We start from the raw sequence: 19,046 nt of genomic DNA, 5'->3' as shown, positions 1-19,046 counted from the left end.
GCCGGCGGCGGCCTGAGCTTCCTGCCCCGAGGGGCGTTCCATGAGGCCTGTCCCGAAAGAAAGGAGATCCGGCCCGTATCTGGCGCATGCCGGCTCAGGGAGGATCGCAGACGACTATGACACAAGACATTGCCACATCCGCTGAAACAGGCGGCCGGGGGAGTCTTCCCCCCGGATTTCGAAGCCCGCGGCTTCCGGGGCTGGCGGTGGCCGCGGCTGCCGTCGCCGTCGCCTGGCTCATCCACTCGGCCGTCCCGGTGCTGCCGTTCCTCACGGTGTCCGTAATTCTGGGGATTCTTTCGGCGAACCTTCCCGGGATCAGTACGGCCGTGGAAGGGGTCCTTCAGCCCGGTCTGGTGCTTTCGGCCAGGCGCTTCATGCGGCTGGGCATCGTTTTGCTGGGTCTCAAACTCAGCCTCATCGATGTGGCCGCGCTGGGCTGGAAGACGCTGGGGATAGTGGTTGGTATCGTGCTGCTGACCTTTGCGGGGACACTGATGCTGGGTAAGGCACTGAAACTTCCGGGCGATCAGTCTTTGCTGCTGGCCGCAGGTTTTTCCATCTGCGGGGCCTCCGCGATCGGGGCGATGAGCGGGGTCACCAAAACGGATCACCGCGATACCGTGGTTCCCATCGCGCTCGTGACGCTGTGCGGAACGCTGGCAATTGCGGCGCTGCCAGTGCTGCAGGGGCCCCTTGGCCTGGACCCTGTTCAGTTCGGGTACTGGGTGGGGGCCAGCGTCCACGATGTGGGGCAGGTCGTGGCAACGGCGCAGACGGCCGGGGCGGCCGCCCTCGCCGGAGCGCTGATCATCAAGCTCACCCGCGTGCTGATGCTCGCGCCGATGGTTACCGGAGCCGCCCTCGTGGACCGTTACCGCCGCCGCCGGACGGCAAAGGGAGCAAAGAAGAACGGCGCAGGGGCAAACGGCGCACGGGAATCCGGCATCAAGCTCCCGCCGCTGATCCCGCTCTTCGTGGCCGGGTTCATGGCGATGATCGTTCTGCGCACACTGGGAATCCTGCCGCCCGTGGCCCTTGAGATTGCCGGCACGGTCCAGGACTTCCTGCTGGCCGCAGCCCTCTACGGGCTGGGAGCCTCGGTGCGGGTACGGTCACTGCTCCAAACCAGCGGCAAGGCAATCATCGCAGCGATGCTCTCCTGGGCCCTCATCGCGGCACTGGCATATGCCGGCGTGCAATTCATCTAGGAGCACACAAGGCCAGCTGGTCGGATACTTCTGCTGATGGGTGGTCCGTCCTCCGAGGGCGCTGTCGGCGCGTCGGCTACCGTCTTTACAACCAGCGTTCGCTGAGGCCGGTTGACCACCGATTCAGCAACATTTCGTGCCGGACTACGACCAGGTCGGCATTGCATCCGACGTCCAGCCCATAGTTCTCAAGGCCCAGAATCTGAGCACTGTTGCCAGTATCTGAGCACCGTTGTAGGTCGCCGAGTCCAATGCCAGCTCAATGTCCTTATCGCGGCGAAGGTCGCTTCGATAAGCAACAAACATGGCACGTTCGAGCATGTCACCGTTGCCATATGGAGACCGTAGGTCTCGAATCCCGTCGTTTCCGCAGGCGACGTTCACGCCGCGATCGGCAAGTATCTTTAGCGGTAGCACCGGCCGGTTGAAGACGGGCGTCGGTGCGACCTTGCTATGACGGCGGCTCGGCAGCTTGGTCCAGAAGCTGGGCCAGGTGCAGCCCGCGCCGGTCCGTGAGGTCTTCCAGCTGGGTCCGGCACGAAAAGCCGTCGGCCAGAACCAGGGCATCAGGCGCCGCGGCCCGGACGGCGGGCAGCAACTGCTGTTCCGCTACGGCGACGGAAATATCGTAGTGGCCGCGCTCCACGCCGAAGTTGCCGGCAAGCCCGCAGCAACCGCCCAGTTGTTCGAGCTCGGCACCAGCCTCCTTGAGTAACTCCGCATCCGGACTCCAGCCCATCACCGCATGGTGATGGCAGTGCGGCTGCGCCACCACGGACTGTCCGGCCAGCGACGGCGGGGTGTAGTTCGGGAGGGTGCCGAGGTACTCGGCCAGGGTGCGGGTCGCGTTGGCGACCGGCTGCGCGGCGTCCGCCCCCAGCAGTTCGAGTGCGTCTGAGCGGAGGACGGCCGTGCAGGAAGGTTCCACGCCCACGATCGGCGTGCCTGCCTCCGCCGCGGCGGTGAGCGTCTCCACAGTCCGGCCAAGTATTTTGCGGGCGCCGTCCAGCTGCCCGGTTGAGATCCAGGTCAGACCGCAACACAGCGGCTCCGCGGGGATATCGACCTTCACCCCGGCCGCCTCCAGCACCCTGACGGCGGCCTGCCCGATTTCCGGCGAGAAGTAATTGGTGAAGGAATCGACCCACAGCAGTACGGTGCGCTGCCTTTCTCCGGCCGGTTCCGGACGCGAGTTAAACCAGGCGTGGAACGTCTGCGGCGCGAATTCCGGGATGCTGCGCCGGCTGTCCACGCCGGCAAATCGCAGGCTCAGTGGACCCAGGCCGGGAAGCCGCATCATGGCGTTGACCAGCCGCGGTGCCTTGGAGGCCAGCGCTGCCCATCGCGGCAGCCAGCCGAGGGTGTAGTGCGCCATAGGGCGCAGACGGCCCTTGTAGCTCTGGTGCAGGACCTCGGCCTTGTAGGCGGCCATGTCCACCCCGGTGGGACAATCCGAGGCGCAGCCTTTGCACGAGAGGCAAAGATCCAGAGCATCATGGACTTCCGGTGCCCGCCAGTTTGCGCCGCCTTTGCTGATCATCTCCTGCAGGACCCGGGCGCGCCCGCGGGTCGAATCTTTCTCTTCCCTGGTGGCCAGAAAGGAAGGACACATGACGTCGTCGCCGGTGTTATCCGCCCGGCACTTGCCGACGCCGGTGCACCGGTGCACGGCCTGGCTGAAATCGCCCTTGTCATCGTGGTAGGCCCATGCCAGGCCCTTGGTGAGGGGGTGCGCGAGAGCGACCCGCACATCCGCGTCCAACGGGCGGGGGTCAACGATCACGCCGGGGTTGAGGAGATTGTCCGGATCCAGAATGTGTTTGATGTTGGCGAACATCCGGATGGCGTCAGGGGAGTACATGTGCGGCAGCAATTCACTCCGGGCGCGGCCGTCGCCGTGTTCGCCGGAGAGTGATCCGCCATAACTGGCCACGAGCTCGGCGGCCTCGGTCATGAATTCACGGAAAACAACCGTGCCGCCCGGGTGGTCCAGCGGCAGGTCCAGGCGGACGTGGACACAGCCGTCGCCGAAGTGGCCGTAAGGGAAACCGGTCAGCCGGTGCCGCATCAGCAGCTTGTCGAAGTCCCGCAGGTAGTTACCGAGCTCCGCCGGGGGAACGGCCGCATCCTCCCAGCCGGAGTGGGCCGGGACGCCCGCCGGCGAGCGCCCGGCCAGGCCCGCGCCGTCCTCGCGGATCTTCCAGAGCCTGGCCGCCTGGGTCTGGTCAGTCACCACCCGGCTCTCCTTGGCCGCGTCCAGCAGCGCAAGTTTCGCTGCGCGGTCCCTCACATCGGCCGGATCATCGCCGGAGATTTCCACGAAAAGCCAGGCAGCCCCTGCCGGAAGATCCGGAACCGCGGCCGCCCCGCGCCGGTTCGCAACGACGTCGACGATCCTGCGGTCCATGCCCTCGCAGGCTGTCGGGGAGAACGGAAGCACCTGCATCACGGCGTCCCCTGCGGCACCGATGTTTCGAACCCCAGCACCACCATCGCCTTATATCGGGCGTCGGCCACGAGCCGCACGCCGGCCTCCAGCACCACGGCCAGGGTGCCCTCGCTTCCCACCAGGGCGCGGCGCAGGTCGAAGCGACGCTCCGGCAGCAGGTGCTCGAGTGAATAGCCCGAGACCTGACGGCCGAAGCGTCCCAGCTCCGTGCGGATGGTCTCCAGGCCACCTCCGACAAGGGCGCGCAGGGCGTCGGTCTGCGGCGTGGACGGGGTTCCGTCCGGACCCAGAAACAGTCGCTGCCCGGACCCTGTGACGACGTCGAGTTGGGTGACGTTGTCGCTGGTGCGCCCGTAGGCCAGGGTGCGGGAGCCACAGGCGTTGTTGCCAATCATTCCGCCGATCGTGCACCGCGTGTGCGTCGACGGATCGGGCCCGAACCGTAGCCCCTGGGCCAGTGCCGCCTTCTGCAGCGTCGCGTGGACGGTTCCGGGTTCGACGACGGCGGTGCGGGCCTCATGGTCGAGCGACAGCACCTTGTTCATATTCCGGCTGAAGTCAAGGATGACGCCGGTGCCCACGGCGTTGCCGGCAACTGAGGTTCCTGCGCCTCTTGCGGTAAGGGGGATTCCGCGGTCCCGGCACGCTTCCATCGCGCCCAGGACCTCGTCCGTGCTCCTGGGGAACACCACGACGGAGGGTTCCACCCGGTACAGCGAGGCATCGGAAGAGTAGGCGGCCCTGGAGAGGGCGTCGTCCCGGACGTCTGCGATGCCGCGCGAGCGCAGCAAGGAGGCCAGCGAACGGGGTGCCTGCAGCGAAGTAACCATGACTAACATGTTACAGGCCACATAGTGGAGAATGTCCAGAGAGTTAGGCTAAAAACATGCCACGTACCCACATGCAGATGACCCCGATCGTCACCAACGCGCCCTCCTTGACCGAGCGCGCCATCGAAGCCGTGCGGGATGCCATCAGGGAAGGAACCCTGGTTCCGGGGGAGCTGTACTCGGTCTACACCTTGGCCGAAAACCTAGGGGTTTCCCGAAGCCCGGTACGGGACGCCCTGTTGCGGCTGGCCGAGACCGGCGTGGTGCGGTTCGAACGTAACCGCGGGTTCCGCGTGATCATGCCCGGACCGGAGGAACTGGTGGAGATCTTTGCCGTCCGCCTGGCGCTGGAAGTCCCGGCGGCTGGGCGGGCGGCGCGGGCGGCGGTCAGTGACCGCGAAGCGCTGCGTGCCGCGAGCGCGGAACTGCAAGACGCCGTCGACGCCGATGACGAAGCGCTGTTCATGTTGCGCGACCAGCGATTGCACGGATTGATTTTGGCACTGGCCGGTAATAATCTGGTGCGCCAGACCATCGAGAACCTCCGGGACGCGATCCGCCTCGTGGGCGCCTCCACCGCGGAGAAGTCCCGCACGCTGCAGGGCATCCACGCGGAGCACACGCCGATTGTCCAGGCCATCCTGGCCGGCGACGGGCCCGGTGCGGCAGTCGCGATGGCCGTGCATCTGCGGGAAACCGGCCGCTTGCTGACGCGGGAGGCTGCGCGTCAGGAGGGGGAAGGTCGGGACGCCGACGCACTGTGGGCTGCCCTCATCGACTGACCGGCTACGTTCCGCCGGAAAAGACGGAGTGCGGGGCGCCGGCTGACAGGCGCCCGCGCCCAAGCCGCTATCTGACTGGAGCGGCAACCAATGGTTCGTCCGATGCGACCGCTACGGCGGCGTCGTCCGCTTCCGTGTACATGTCACGACGACGTATGGCCATGGTGCACACGGCGCTGATGACAGTGACCGCGGCAATGTAGGCCATGATCCAGTACAAGCCGCCATCGGCTTCGCCCAGCAAGTAGACCAGTACCAGCGGCGTGAGGCCTGAGGCGAACAGCCCGGACAGCTGGTACACCACTGAAATTCCGCTGTACCGCACCCGCGTGGGGAAGAGTTCGGAAAACAGCGAGGCCTCCGGCGCGTAGATCACCGGATAGATGATGCCTAGGACCAGAACGATAGTTCCGCCGACCACCAAGGCATTGCCGGTGCCAAGCAGCAGGAAGGCCGGCCAAGCCGCCAGTCCCAGAATGATCACGCCCACCGTATACATGTGCCGTCGGTCCACCCGGTCTGACAGCCGGCCCATGATCGGGATGAAGACCACCATGGCGGCGGCTGCGGCCATGACCGAGAGCAGAAGTGTGCCTTGGTCAAGTTTCAAGGTTCCGGTGCCGTAGGTGATGGCGAAGACGGCCCAGGTGTTGAAGGCCACGCCCTCGGCCCAGCGGGCTCCCATGCCAAGCATGATGTTGCGCCGGGATCCCCGGTTCTTCACGAGCTCTAACGCAGGGATGGTGGCGCGGGACTCGGCCTGCTGGAGTTTTTGAAACGCCGGAGTTTCCATGACTTTCAGCCGGATGAACAGCCCAACGATCACCAGGACCGCACTGAGCAGGAAGGCTATCCGCCACCCCCACGCGAGGAACGATTCGCCGCTCATCACTGCCCCCAGGAGGGCAAAGATGCCGGTTCCCAGCATCAGGCCGAGGGCGAGCCCCACTTGCGGCAAGCTGCCGTACAGCCCGCGCTTCCCTTTGGGCGCGTACTCGACGGCCATTAGTACGGCCCCGCCCCATTCTCCGCCTACTGCCACGCCCTGAGCCAGGCGGAACACAATCAGCAGGATCGGGGCCGCAGCGCCGATCATCGCATAGGGCGGTATGACGCCGATCAGGAACGTGGCCACGCCCATGATCATCATGGTGGCCACGAGCGTCTTCTTGCGCCCCACCCGGTCGCCGATGTGGCCGAAGATGAGACCGCCCACTGGGCGGGCCACGAACCCCACGGCAAAGGACGCGAAGGCCAGAAGGGTGCCAACCAGCGGATCCTCGCTCGGGAAGTACAGCTTGTTGAAGACCAGTCCGGCCGCCATCCCGTAGAGGAAGAAGTCGTACCATTCGACCGTCGTTCCCACCACACAGGAGATGATGACCGTACGGAGATCCTTCTTGGAGATCTCAATGTCGGCGCCGCTGCGGAGCTCCGTTCCGGCACTCACAGGGACTCCCGGAAGATGCCGAGAAGGGCGTCTCTGGTGACCGGACGCGGTACCACCGCCAGCTGCCGAGTCTGCTTCATGGTGCCGTCCACGAGTTCATCCAGATCAGCCTCGGTGTAGCCGAAGCTGCGAAGGCCCGCGGGCATCCCGATGTCAGTCATGAGTTCGGACAGCACCTGGGCCAGGGCGTCAGCGCCGTCGGTGGCGGTGAACGTCTGACCGCTCAACAGCTCAGCAGCGCGAAGATGGCGGGCCGGATCGCCGTCGTAGGTCCAGCGGAAGACGGCTGCCGCCGTTGAGGAAACCGCCTGGCCGTGCGGGACCATGGGCATCTCCGGGTATCCCTCGGCGCGGTAGTTCTTCACAGCGCCTGCGACGGGATAAGCGTTGGCGTGCGGCAGGTGGGTGCCGGCGTTGCCAAACCCGGTGCCAGCGGAGGTCGAGGCCAGCGCCATCTGGTAGCGGGCTTCGAGGTCGGTTCCGTCTTGGACGGCCCGGCGAAGGAACTTACCAACCAGCCGGAGTGCCTGCTCGCACCAGACGTCACTGATGGGGTTTGAACCGCAGAACGCCGGCCGCTTGCTGGGGTCCACCGGGGCCGGCTTGGAGTCGAAGGGGACGCAGGTGTAGCTCTCCAGCGCGTGTGAAAGCACGTCCATGCCGCTCGCGGCGGTGACCTGGCTGGGCAGCGTGAGAGTGGTCAAAGGATCGACGACGGCCAGTACCGGCCGCAGCTTCGCGTGGCTGATGCCGGCCTTGAGGTGGAGGCCCAGAAAGTCGATGACGCAGATGGTGGTGGACTCGGAGCCGGTTCCGGCCGTCGTCGGAACTGCAATGAGCGGCTTCAGCGGAAGCCACGGCGCCTTGCCGCCGCCGATCGGCGGGGTGACGAAATCCAGCAGTTCGCCCGGGTGGGTGGTCAGCAGGTTGACTGCCTTGGCGGTGTCGATCGCGGATCCGCCGCCGATGGCAATGTAGCAGTCCCATTCCCGCTGGCGGGCGTGGGCTACGGCCTCGTTGATGCTGTCGTCCGTGGGTTCGATACATACCCGGTCAAACACCTCGCATTTGATGCGGGAAGCCAGCAGGATCTGCTGGACCCGCTCGGGAATGCCCGTATTACGCACACCCGGATCGGTGATGATCAGGCATGAGGAGGCTCCAAGCGCGGCCACCTCGGATCCGATCTCTTCCAGTGCGCCATTCCCGAACTTCAGCGGGGGCGCAGCCCATGTGAAAACTGTTTCGGTGGAGTTAAGAGCGTTCATGACTGACCTCTTTGTCGTCGCTATGTGTGGAGGCTCCCCACATAATGGATTCACTGTAGTGCCGTCCATTGCAGATGTGAAGTACCTCATACCGCAAAGGGGCAGCATTAAGTGTTGTGATGCGCCCGCGATTGCAGGCAGGGAGCAGGTGAAGAACGCCGTGCGCGTCAGGTGGGGCGGGCAGGAGCCCGGCGGCGAAGTGTTCCCCGCTTAGCGGGAAGTGGTCCGGTTGACAGGGACGAACCAGGCCGCTTCTGCAGCAATCTGGACAGCGCGTTCGCCGAGTTCGCGGACGCGTCCCTTAGGCATTCGGACTGCCGGTACCTGTACTACTAGTGCGGCCTGGGCATTCCCCGCGCTGTCAAGGATCGGAGCGCCGACGCTGCGGACGCCGTCGACGTTTTCCTGTTCGTCAATGCTGTAGCCGCGCTTCCGGACCGCGGCAATCGCCTGTTCCAGCTCCTGCGGTGTTTCCAGTGTGTGCGGGGTCAATTTCTGCAGCCGCGGCGGCAAGGCTGCCACGTAGTCTTCCCAGCGTGGCGTGAACGCCAAAATGGCTTTTCCTGAGGCGGTGGTGTGGAGCGGGAACCGCGCACCGGTCCTTTGCTCGAACCGAAGCGGCAAGGTGGACTGAACCCGGAGCATGACCACCGATTCATCGCCGTCACGGATGGACAGGTTGACCGATTCGCCGGTTTCGGCGTTGAGCTGCTCAAGCAGCGGCAGCATCTTATCGATCCCGAAACCGCGCTGTGCCGCCTGGCCCAGCAGGACGGTCCCGCTGCCGAGGTAGTAGCAGTCGGTCCGTGGGTTGCGGGCGATGAAATCCTCGGCCACGAGCGCCCTGATGATCCGGTTCGCGGTGCCGGAGGAGAGGCCAACTGCCTTGGCAATTTCCGCGCCGCTGAGCTCGCCGGTGGCCGAACCGAGAAGTTTGAGTACGCTGAGCGCCCGGCCCACTGCTTGTGTCCCGGCGGGCGCATGATCAGTCATTGCGCCAGTGTACCGGCGCTACGCCCGCGCGACCGTTCCGCCGGCAGTGCCCCCTGGGCCGCCGTCGTAATCCTCGATGGCTCCCTGCCCGAGCAGGATCTTTGCTTCCTCGCCGACCACTGCCAGACCCTCCGCAATTGAGCGCAAGGGAATGGCGCCAAAACCAATCCTGAAGCAATTCCGCGGTGCGTCCGGCTGGATGAAATAAATATCGCCCCGTTCAATGAGCACTCCGCGCTTTTCTACGCGGCGGACCAACTCCAGGGCATCCAGCCCGGGCGGCCCCTCCACCCAAAGACTGACGCCGCCGGGCGGGTAGCTGCCCTGATCCCAGGGCAGATATTGTGCCGAGAGGCTGCTGACCATCTCCCAGCGGGACTTCATCTGCCGGCGGTGGCGCCGCAACGCACGGTGATAGTCCCCGCTGTCAATCATCAGAGCGAGCGCCCGCTGTAAATGGCCTGGCGGATGGCGGACCTGGTAACGGCGCACCTTTCTTAGTTCGCGGATCAACTCAGCCGGGCCGACCAAAAACCCCAGCCGCAAACCGGGTGACAGGAACTTGGAGAACGTACCCAGGTACAGGACGTCGCCGGTGGAGTCCAGCGCCTTCAGCGCGGGACTGGGGCTGCCTTCGTAGCGGAACTCGCTGTCGTAGTCGTCCTCGATGACCACCGTCCCGGAGGCGGCGGCAAGGTTGAGCAGACGACGGCGGCGTTCCATGCTCAGCGTGACGTTGGTGGGGTGGTGGTGGCTGGGGGTGACGTAGAGCAGTGCGGTGCCGCTGAGTGTCTCCGGGAGGCAGAGCCCGTCCCGGTCGACGTCGATCCCGTAGACCTGGGCGCCGGTGCGCAGGAAGATGTGGCGCGCGTCCAGATAGCCGGGGTTCTCGATGCCCACGCGATGGTGGGGGCCCAGCAGGGTCCTGGCCAGCAGGTCCAGTCCCTGCTGGGATCCGACGGTGATCAGGATTTCGTCCGGCCCGGCCTCAATGCCGCGTGCCGGAAGGATCTGGCGCCGGATCATCTCGACCAGCATGGGGTCGTCGGCGCCCACGCTGTCCTGGAGGCTGGCGAAACGGTGGGGCTGGTACAGGGCTTCCCGCAGGCTCCGGACCCAGGCGGTGGCGGGGAAGCTGTGGACATCCACCTGGCCGGCCACGAACGGGTACGGGTACTTGTACCAGTCGGCCGTTTTCTCCACCTCGGGGACGCCTTCGTCGGCGTAGCGGCGCATCCGGGAGGACCAGTCGATCATTGATTCCGTTGCCGGCGCCTCGACTGCCGCCGCGGCCAGCATTTCAGGGTTCACGAAGATACCGCGGCGCTCGTGGCTGAGCACCAGCCCCTCCGTGAGCAATTCCTGGTAGGCCAGGTTGATGGTGTTGCGTGAGACCTTGAGCTCGGCGGCCAGCTCCCGGGAGCTGGGGAGCCGCCGGCGCGCATCGAAGATGCCCACGGCGATGCCATGCTCGATGACGCGGCGGACCTGCCGGTACAGCGGCTCGCTGGAACTGCGGTCAATCTCTATGAGTGTCCGTGGCACGTGTCGCCTCCCAAGTAGCGCGATGAAGTATCAGGACCGAAAGAAGCGAGGGAGTTCAGTATGAACTCCCTCGCCAAGAATTTCTCTTTGACTTTAGCTAAATGCCACAGCATCCACTGAATCCATGACATCGATGCCGAGGGCTGCGCCGACGGCGGCGTTGGTCAGCTGACCGCCGAGGGTGCTGAGGCCGGCGCGCAGCGCTGCGTTTTCGGCCACGGCCCGCTCGACGCCCTTGTCGGCGATCTGCAGCACGTACGGCAGCGTGACGTTGGTCAGGGCGTAAGTGGAGGTGTGGGGGACGGCGCCCGGCATGTTAGCCACGCAGTAGAAGACCGAGCCGTGCACGCGGAAGGTGGGTTCCTGGTGCGTGGTCGGGTGCGAGTCCTCGAAGCAGCCGCCCTGGTCGATGGCGATGTCCACAAGGACGCTGCCGGGCTTCATGCGGGAGACCAGTTCGTTGGAGATGATCTTCGGGGCCTTGGCGCCGGGAACCAGGACGGCGCCGATGACCAGGTCCGCCTGGATGACTTCCTGCTCGATGGCGAGCTGGTTGGCGGCGAGCGTGCGGACGCGGCCCTGGTACATGCGGTCTGCGGCGCGCAGCTTGTCCACGTTCTTGTCGAACAGGACCACGTCGGCCCACATGCCGGCGGCCACGGCGACGGCGTTCATGCCTGAGACGCCGGCGCCGATGATGACCACGCGGGCCGGTGCCACGCCGGAGACGCCGCCGATCAGCACGCCGCGGCCGCCCTCGGGGCGGGTCAGGCACTGGGCGCCCACCAGGGGAGCCAGCCGGCCGGCCACTTCGCTCATGGGGAACAGCAGCGGCAGGGAGCCGTCCTCAAGCTGTACCGTTTCGTAGGCGATGGACGTGCTACCGGCGTCCAGCAGCGCCCGGGTGCAGGCTTCGTCGGCTGCCAGGTGCAGGTACGTGAAGATCGTCAGATCCGGACGCATGCGGCGGTATTCCTCGGCGATCGGCTCCTTGACCTTAAGCAGCAGATCAGCCGTGGCCCAGACCTCGTCGGCCGTCTGGAGGATGCTGGCTCCCGCCACCGTGTACGCATCGTCGGCGATGGACGAGCCTATCCCTGCGCCGGCCTCAATGAACACCTCATGCCCGTGAGCAACCAGCTCATGGACGCCCGCAGGCGTGACGGCCACTCGGTATTCGTGGGACTTGATTTCCTTCGGGATGCCGATCTTCATTGGGACCTCCGTGTTGTCGATGGGTGCTGTCAGATAAGTCCGCTGTGCGGGCTGCGCAGCATTATCGAAGTATGGGCCGGGCCCGGATGGGACCAGAAGGGCCAGAAGAGTTCGACCTGAAGGGACCAAACTGGTCCCATCAGACGGCACCCATGTGGCACTGACGCCCGCCGGAACCCCGGCCTAGGCTTTCGATCATCGCTACTCACCTCGACAAAAAGGAGATGATCGTGGACGCCACCACACTCAGGGCCCAGGCCCGACGACACCTCGGACCCCATTTCACCCGCAAGGACACCTGGGACAGCGAGTTCCCCATTTTTGTTCGTGGCGAAGGCAGCTACCTCATCGACACAGAGGGGGGCCGCTATCTGGACGGCCTCGCCGGCCTCTTCTGCGTGAACATGGGCCACGGCCGCAAGGACATCGCCAAGGCAGCCAGCGAACAGATCAGCACCCTGGCCTACGCCTCCAACTGGGGCTCGGCGCACCCGCCGGCCATCGAGGCCGCCGCCCTCATCGCGGACCTGGCCCCCGGCGACCTGGGTACCACGTTCTTCGTCAACTCCGGCTCCGAAGCCGTGGAGACGGCCCTGAAGTTTGCCCGCCAGTACTTCCGCAGCCAGGGCCAGCCGCAGCGCACCAAGGTCATCAGCCGCGACATGGCCTACCACGGCACCACCATGGGCGCCCTGTCGATCACGCAGCTGCCCAAGATCAAGGACCCGTTCGGCGAACTCCTGCCGGGCATCCGCAGCGTCCCGAACACCCTCGGCTTCACCGGCGACTGCGGCCCGGTCACCGAACTCGACTGCTTCCGAGCCATTGAGCGTGTGGTCCTCGAAGAGGGCCCCGAAACCGTTGCGGCGATCTTTGCCGAACCGGTCCAGAACGGCCGCGGAGCCCTCGTGGCACCGGACGGATATTGGCCGGCACTGCGCGCCCTGTGCGACAAGTACGGGATCCTCCTGGTCTCCGACGAAGTCATCTGCTCCTTCGGCCGGCTCGGCCACTTCTTCGGCTACGGCGTCACCGGCGTCGTCCCGGACATGGTCACCTTCGCCAAGGGCTCCACCTCCGGCTACGCACCCCTGGGCGGCCTGATCGTCCGTGAACAGCTGGTCCAGGAGCTGTTCAACTCCTCCACGGGCGGAGTCTTCACCCACGGCGCCACTTGGGGCGGGCACCCGGTGTCCACCGCCGTCGCGGTCGCCAACATCACCGCCATGCGGGACGAAAACGTCCTGGGCAACGTCCAGGAACAGGGCCCCAAGATCAGGGAGGCGCTGGAATCCCTGAAATCCTCGCACCGCTGCGTCAAGGCGGTCCGGGGCACCGGCTTCTTCTACGCGATCGAACTCATGGCGGACAGCTTCAGCGGCCGCGAACTGACCGAGGCCGAGTCGCTGAAGGTCCTGCGCGAAGTCCTGCCCGAGTCCTTCAAGCGGACCAAGGTGATCCTGCGCGGAGACGACCGCGGCGCCACCATGATCATGATCTCCCCGCCGCTCGTGGCCGACGCCGAGGTCCTGTCCGCGTTGCTGCACGGCGTGGACGGCATGCTGAACGACGTCGAAAAGGCCATTCAGCCTTAAAGCCGCGGCTTCCGGTTTCCCCCTGCGGAGACCTCCCTGGCGGGGGTCTCCGCAGGGCTCGATATGAGAGGCAAGACGATGGCGACGGCGGTTACTAACAAGCGGGGATCGCAGGCAGCGCGGCCCGCGGGGAGCGCAGTGTTTGAGCGCTGGCGACAGGAACTGTCCGGCCGCGGCCGGGTGGTGGGATTCGCCGACGGCGAGGACGCACGTGCCGTCCGCGCCGCCAGTATGCTGGCGGCCGAAGGGATTCTCCAGCCCCGGCTGATCGGCAGGAACGACGAAATCCGGCGGCTGGCCGCCGGGCTGGGCTGTGCCCTGCCCGGGGATGCCATCCTCGACGTCGGTGCGCTGGCCCGCGACAGCGCGGTCGCCGCGCTGATCGGCGAGGCCTATGCCCGCAAGCCCCTGCAGCTGCCCCAGGCCCAACAGGAGCCTGTCCATGTTGCCGCGGCCGCGTTGCGGGCCGGGTACCTTGATGCCTGCGTGGCAGGGGCGGCCGCTCCCACAGCCCTGGTGCTCCGTGCCGCGCTGCGTGTGGTGGGCTTGGCTGCCGGCTGCACCACCCTGAGCAGCTCATTCCTGATGCTCCTTCCCGACGGCAGGGAACTGACGTTCGGCGATTGCGCCGTCGTGCCGGATCCGTCCGCGGAACAGCTGGCGGACATCGCCGCTTCGGCGGCGGCCTCGCACAAGGCGCTGACCGGGCAGACTCCGAAGGTGGCCATGCTGTCCTTCAGCACCCGCGGCAGCGCCGTCCATCCGCACGTGGACAAGGTCAGGGCCGCGATGGGGATCCTGCGGACCCGTCACCCGCTGCTGCAAGTGGACGGCGAGCTGCAGTTCGACGCTGCCCTTGTCCCCACGATCGGTGCGTCGAAGGCGCCCGGCTCGGAGGTCGCAGGCCAGGCGAATGTCCTGGTGTTCCCCAGCCTGGATGCCGGGAACATCGGCTACAAGATCACCGAACGCCTCGGCGGAGCCGTCGCCGTGGGCCCCATCCTGCAGGGCCTGGCCGCACCCTTGAACGATCTGTCCCGGGGCTGCAGCGCGGAGGACATCGCCTCCGTGGGCCTGCTGAGCGCCATGCAGTCGCTCTCCTCCGCCGCTGCCACCGGCCGGCCCGGGCTTCCGCCCTCAGCGGCCTGAGCATCCGGCCACCGTTTCAATTGCTGCCTCGAAAGAAAGGAGATCCGGCCTGGGCCTGGCGCGTGCCGGCTCCGGATGGATCGCAGACCACCATGACACAAGACGTTGCCACACCCGTAGGAAGCGACAAGCAGGGTGGACTTCTTTCCCGGGGCCTGCGGTACAAGCGGCTGCCCGGGCTCGCGCTGGCAGCCGCCGCCGTCGCCGCCGCGTGGCTCATCCACGCGGCCGTGCCGGTGCTGCCCTTCCTCACGGTGGCCGTCATCCTGGGCATCCTCTCCGCGAACCTGCCCGGGATCAGCACGGCAGTTGAAGGAGTCATGCAGCCCGGGCTGGTGCTGGCCGCGAAGAGGTTCATGCGGCTCGGCATCGTGCTGCTCGGCCTGAAGCTCAGCCTCATTGACGTGGCCGAGCTCGGCTGGGCGACGCTGGGGATCGTGGTGGGCATCGTCCTGCTGACCTTTGTGGGGACACTGCTGCTGGGCAAGGCCCTGAAACTTCCTGGCGACCAGCCCTTGCTCCTGGCCGCAGGCTTTTCCATCTGCGGCGCCTCCGCCATCGGCGCCATGAGCGGGGTGACCAAGACGGACCACCGCGGCACCGTCGTCCCCATCGCGCTCGTGACATTGTGCGGAACGCTTGCCATTGCCGTGCTGCCCGCCCTCAAGGGTCCTCTCGGCCTGGACGATGTCCAGTTCGGGCACTGGGTGGGGGCCGGGGTCCATGATGTGGGGCAGGTTGTGGCGACCGCGCAGACGGCCGGTGCCACCGCCCTGGCCGGAGCGCTGATCATCAAGCTCACCCGAGTCCTGATGCTTGCCCCGATGGTCACCGGAGCCGCGCTGGTGCAGCGTTACCGCAGCCGGGCGGCGGCCAACGGCACCGAAAAAAGCAACCTGAAGTTCCCGCCGCTGATCCCGCTCTTCGTGGCCGGATTCATGGCGATGATCGTGCTGCGGACGCTGGGAATCCTGCCGCATGCGGCCCTGGAAGGCGCCGCCATCGCCCAGGATCTTCTGCTGGCCGCAGCCCTCTTCGGACTGGGGGCATCGGTGCAGATGCGGTCCCTGCTGCACACCAGCGGCAGGGCCATTGTCGCCGCTATGCTCTCGTGGGGCCTCATCGGAGTACTCGCCTATGTGGGAGTGCAACTTATCTAGGAGTGGACGCCATGACCACCACGGAACTCATCATTTCGGCGTTCGTTGTTGCCATCGCCGTAGTGGCACACCGGTGCACGGGATCACCCGCCAGCACTATCCAGGCGGGGGTTTTCAGCTGAGGCAACGTATCCGGCTACGCGGAGGTATGAGACGAGTCAACGCCGTCCCTATGCGGCGTTCCGGCACAGACGTAGACTGCTGGCGTACAACGGCAACGACGTCGGGAGAAGGACATGAGCTATTCAGGGACCGGTAACGAGAAGGCCATCGCAGCAAGCGATCTTAACCGTACACACGTCGGGCTGACCGTGAGCTTCCAGCCGGACGAATTCACCGTGGTATTCGGCCGGATCGGCGCCATTGCGCGCAAGGAGGGCGGAGTCACCATCGCGCTGGAAGGGGTGGACGGCACGGGCGGTCTTCCAGCCCACTACAGCTTTCCTCCGACCCAGCAGGTCTACGTTCAGCCGGACATGCTCACCAACACAGAGTCAACCATCAAGGATTTGTTCGGCAAGGTGCAGGACAACCTGCGCGGCCATAAGGGCGATCACCGGCCTGAAAACGTGTAAGGCCCGCGCCAAGCCCCAGCCCCGGCAAGGCAAAGGTCCTTGGTGCCCTGGTAAGCAATGGGAACCAGGGGTCTTTCCGTTTCGCGTTGACGGCTTCTCCATGCTTAGCTGATGCCCTGTATCTGGCTCCGTCCGCGCCCTACAATTGAGGCCTCGGCGTTATCGAGAAACCCATCAGGACGGTTGAGGATCAGCGAACGGGGAACACGTTGCTATCTTTCCAGCAGAAAAATCCTGACCGCAGCATATCCAGGAAGACGAGGACTGCCACCACCGCATCGGTCCTCATGTTTGCCGTCGGAACCTCCGTGCTTGGTGCCGCACCGTCAAACGCGGCGGGCACCACAACCGTCACAGTCGCTTCGTACAACGTCGACTCGGCCTGGCGCGAGGTGTCACAGCCCGAAATCCCTCGATGGGATTCACGCGTTGTCGGCGTCAAGAATGTCATCAACACGGTAAAGCCTGATGTGATCGGCATCCAGGAAGCGCCGAACATCACGGTTGGGCTGCGCCAATACACGCAGGCATCAGACATTCGGCGGATGACGGGCTACGCCATGTACCAGCCTGCCAACGGCACGGCCGAACCGATCCCTATCATGTGGCGTGCGGGGTTGTTCAAACTGACTGCTTCCAGCTACAAAATTTTCGAGTTCAAGCCGTATCCGGACTACGGTCGCGCCATGACCTGGGTCAAGCTGAAGTCCCGGGCGACAGGCAGAGAGTTCTTCGTCTTCAACACCCACTTTGAAGTCGGCGCTGGCGGGCAGGCTGCCCGCAACTCCGAAGCAGCAAAGCTCGCCGCCGAGATCAAGCGGGTCAACCCCGGCGGGTTGCCGGCCTTCGTGACTGGAGACTTCAACGACCCTTCAAGCATCTCGGCCCCGCACGCAATCCAGCTCAACGCCATCGGTTACGCGGACAGTTACGGGCTCACGGCCGCAAGGATGCACCCTGAATTCAACACCTACAACGACTACAGGCGTCCGGGCGTCGGTGACTACCGCATTGATCAGGTGTACGTCGGTGCTGCCAACGGCATCATGGTCCAGTACTGGGAGAACTGGACGCCATCTGGCAATCAGATCGTCGGTGGACGCCCGCCGTCCGACCACAACCTGATCTACACCACCGCCACGTTCCAGTAGCCGCAAAGCGCGCTCCCGGGACTGAACGACTCAGTAGAAGGCGCCTACTTCGCTGAGTTATCAACGATGTAGACGCTTTCTCCATTCGCGGGCGTTTTACGAATTCGCTGGATCCGTTGTGGGACAAGGGAATTTTCTGAGGAGTTTGAGTCGTAGCCACAGGCTAAGCACTTGATTTAGCACGGCCGTGAACAAGTCTGCTGTCTCGTGTTAGCTGCATGCAGTGCCGCTCGATCGGGAACGGGAAGAAGGCGTTCATGAGAGTTCCTTCATGATCCTTTAACCGGCGCCTCATTGTTGTAGTTCATGCTGGACATACGAACCGGCTTGCGCCGGAAGAGCTTGTGGGTGTTGAGGACCGCGGTGAACATGTACGGACAGAGCTTGGCTGCGGGCCGGGCACTGGCGGCACGGGACGCCAGGATCCCGGTACCCCGTTGCGTGGTGCCACTAGTTGGCACATCCGCAGGGTCCTGGAGCTGATCGCATGGGCTGGCCCTCCCCCCCGTCCCCCTGTCCGCCGCCGACGATACTGGCACAGCCTGGCAGGTCCGCCGGGCCTGGCCCGTTATGACACCGGGAGACTACGTTCCGGAGGTCCTGACGCCGGGACGGCCCGGCGTCAGGGGAGCGCGTCTGCGTCACGGGCGCTTCAAACTCATCCCGCCGGATGATCCGAGGCTGCCCGCCTTGCAGGCGGAAGCGCAGCAGGGGGAAGTCATTTCGTATCGGCCCTACCGCCAGGCGGTCGTCCGGGCGGAGGGCCGCTACATTAAGATCTTCCGGCCCGGCCGCGCCGTCGTGCCCGCCGAACGTTGCGCACAAATGGACATCCTGCTGGACGCCGGCACCTTCACCACCCCCAGAATCCTCCTTCGGAGCTCCCAGGACGTCATCGTTTTCAGCGCCATCCCAGGAAAGACTCTGTGTGAGCTGGGTACGAAGGAGGCCGCGGTCTCCGACGAAACGTTCGCCAGCGCGTGGGAGAAATGGTCGCGCGCCTGGGTCGCGCAACTGAACGGCCCCTCTCGGCCCGCCGCACAAAGCGTTCTCAACAGCCTTCCGCTCCATTCACCAGAGGTGGAAGCAGCGGACGTGTGGCGGCGGGTGAACGGTTGGTTGCGTCACAATGAAAACGTCCCGGGATCGTCGTCTCCGGGCGAGGCCTTGCGCGCCGCCGCAGAGCAAGTGAGCCTGAACCTGCTCCGGACGGCACCGGACCCACTGGTATGGGCCCACGGAGACCTTCACGACAAGCAAGTCATCGCCACTGAAGGCGTATTCCCGCCCGGATTGCTGGATTTCGATAGTACGGCCCGGGCCGAGGCCGCCCTCGATCTGGCAGACCTGGACGTCCACCTGGAGCTTCATCTACGACAAAACCACATGACGCCTGAACGGTACCTAACGGCTCACACGCAGGTGCTGGCCGCCGCCGAGGAACTGCACGTCAGCCCGGGCCGGTTCCATGCCTACTCGGACGCCATCTGGCTCCGTCTGGCAACTTCTCCGCTACCAGGCCGCTTGTCCCTAGCCATCGCCGTTCTCGCTGATCGGGCGAAGCATCATCAGGCCCCGTCCAGCCTCACCACGACGAAGATGGTCTAACGGCCGTGAAGGGACCTGGATGCGCCGCCTGGGTCGGGTTCGTGTTCGCGCAGGAGCTGAGACAG

At 65.4% G+C, this 19,046-nt stretch carries 15 protein-coding genes; 8 read left to right on the top strand and 7 right to left on the bottom strand.

Translation table 11 applies throughout. The features are described from left to right. Window positions 1-116: 116 nt before the first annotated feature. Window positions 117-1,211: a YeiH family protein gene (locus tag ACVWZ8_RS04665; protein ID WP_426975972.1), complete on the top strand. Its 1,095-nt coding sequence runs from the start codon at window positions 117-119 to the stop codon at window positions 1,209-1,211. Between the two features lie 451 nt (window positions 1,212-1,662). Here the strand turns inward: ACVWZ8_RS04665 and ACVWZ8_RS04660 are convergent, their stop codons facing one another. Together ACVWZ8_RS04660 and ACVWZ8_RS04655 are read right to left on the bottom strand one after the other, a co-directional pair. Further along, window positions 1,663-3,657, bottom strand: coding sequence for an FAD-binding and (Fe-S)-binding domain-containing protein (locus tag ACVWZ8_RS04660; protein WP_456505905.1), 1,995 nt, complete (start codon window positions 3,655-3,657; stop codon window positions 1,663-1,665). Beyond that, on the bottom strand, window positions 3,657-4,490 hold the full coding sequence (locus ACVWZ8_RS04655; RefSeq protein WP_456503949.1) for an FAD-binding oxidoreductase: 834 nt from the start codon (window positions 4,488-4,490) through the stop codon (window positions 3,657-3,659). Before ACVWZ8_RS04655 ends, ACVWZ8_RS04660 begins: the two co-directional genes overlap by 1 nt. 56 nt (window positions 4,491-4,546) lie before the next feature. On the opposite strand from ACVWZ8_RS04655, the gene ACVWZ8_RS04650 reads away from it, so the two are divergent. Then, complete coding sequence (locus ACVWZ8_RS04650; protein WP_426975974.1) at window positions 4,547-5,272, top strand: GntR family transcriptional regulator; 726 nt, start codon at window positions 4,547-4,549, stop codon at window positions 5,270-5,272. Between the two features lie 67 nt (window positions 5,273-5,339). Here the strand turns inward: ACVWZ8_RS04650 and ACVWZ8_RS04645 are convergent, their stop codons facing one another. The 5 genes from ACVWZ8_RS04645 to ald form a co-directional block, all read right to left on the bottom strand. Beyond that, window positions 5,340-6,722, bottom strand: a complete 1,383-nt coding sequence (locus ACVWZ8_RS04645) for an MFS transporter (protein ID WP_426975975.1) — start codon at window positions 6,720-6,722, stop codon at window positions 5,340-5,342. Then, window positions 6,719-7,990, bottom strand: a complete 1,272-nt coding sequence (locus ACVWZ8_RS04640) for a hydroxyacid-oxoacid transhydrogenase (RefSeq protein ID WP_456503948.1) — start codon at window positions 7,988-7,990, stop codon at window positions 6,719-6,721. The genes ACVWZ8_RS04645 and ACVWZ8_RS04640 overlap by 4 nt, the downstream gene beginning before the upstream one ends. A gap of 210 nt (window positions 7,991-8,200) precedes the next feature. Next, on the bottom strand, window positions 8,201-8,983 hold the full coding sequence (locus ACVWZ8_RS04635; RefSeq protein WP_456503947.1) for an IclR family transcriptional regulator: 783 nt from the start codon (window positions 8,981-8,983) through the stop codon (window positions 8,201-8,203). Between the two features lie 18 nt (window positions 8,984-9,001). Beyond that, window positions 9,002-10,528 carry a MocR-like pyridoxine biosynthesis transcription factor PdxR gene (gene pdxR / locus ACVWZ8_RS04630; protein WP_426975978.1) on the bottom strand — a complete coding sequence of 509 codons (1,527 nt, stop codon included), beginning with the start codon at window positions 10,526-10,528 and terminating at the stop codon, window positions 9,002-9,004. 93 nt (window positions 10,529-10,621) lie between these two features. After that, window positions 10,622-11,743 carry an alanine dehydrogenase gene (gene ald, locus ACVWZ8_RS04625; protein WP_456503946.1) on the bottom strand — a complete coding sequence of 374 codons (1,122 nt, stop codon included), beginning with the start codon at window positions 11,741-11,743 and terminating at the stop codon, window positions 10,622-10,624. 230 nt (window positions 11,744-11,973) lie between these two features. Here ald and ACVWZ8_RS04620 point away from each other — a divergent pair, with 230 nt between their 5' ends. From ACVWZ8_RS04620 to ACVWZ8_RS04595, 6 genes are all read left to right on the top strand, one after another. Beyond that, window positions 11,974-13,338 (top strand): aspartate aminotransferase family protein, encoded by a 1,365-nt coding sequence (locus ACVWZ8_RS04620; protein WP_426975980.1) that lies wholly within the window; start codon window positions 11,974-11,976, stop codon window positions 13,336-13,338. A 138-nt stretch (window positions 13,339-13,476) separates the two neighbouring features. After that, window positions 13,477-14,487 carry a phosphotransacetylase gene (locus ACVWZ8_RS04615; protein ID WP_456503945.1) on the top strand — a complete coding sequence of 337 codons (1,011 nt, stop codon included), beginning with the start codon at window positions 13,477-13,479 and terminating at the stop codon, window positions 14,485-14,487. A 92-nt stretch (window positions 14,488-14,579) separates the two neighbouring features. Then, window positions 14,580-15,647: a YeiH family protein gene (locus ACVWZ8_RS04610; protein WP_456503944.1), complete on the top strand. Its 1,068-nt coding sequence runs from the start codon at window positions 14,580-14,582 to the stop codon at window positions 15,645-15,647. 236 nt (window positions 15,648-15,883) lie between these two features. Beyond that, window positions 15,884-16,222, top strand: coding sequence for a hypothetical protein (locus ACVWZ8_RS04605; RefSeq protein WP_456503943.1), 339 nt, complete (start codon window positions 15,884-15,886; stop codon window positions 16,220-16,222). A gap of 287 nt (window positions 16,223-16,509) precedes the next feature. Further along, a complete protein-coding gene (locus tag ACVWZ8_RS04600; protein WP_456503942.1) occupies window positions 16,510-17,373 on the top strand; it encodes an endonuclease/exonuclease/phosphatase family protein in 864 nt (287 codons plus the stop codon). A 570-nt stretch (window positions 17,374-17,943) separates the two neighbouring features. Beyond that, window positions 17,944-18,981, top strand: coding sequence for a phosphotransferase (locus ACVWZ8_RS04595; RefSeq protein WP_456503941.1), 1,038 nt, complete (start codon window positions 17,944-17,946; stop codon window positions 18,979-18,981). The last annotated feature ends 65 nt before the right edge of the window (window positions 18,982-19,046 follow it).

This window comes from Arthrobacter sp. UYCu723 (assembly GCF_054059215.1).
The sequence above is the reverse complement of the archived record's forward strand: the minus strand, read 5'-3'. Positions and strand labels throughout refer to the sequence as shown.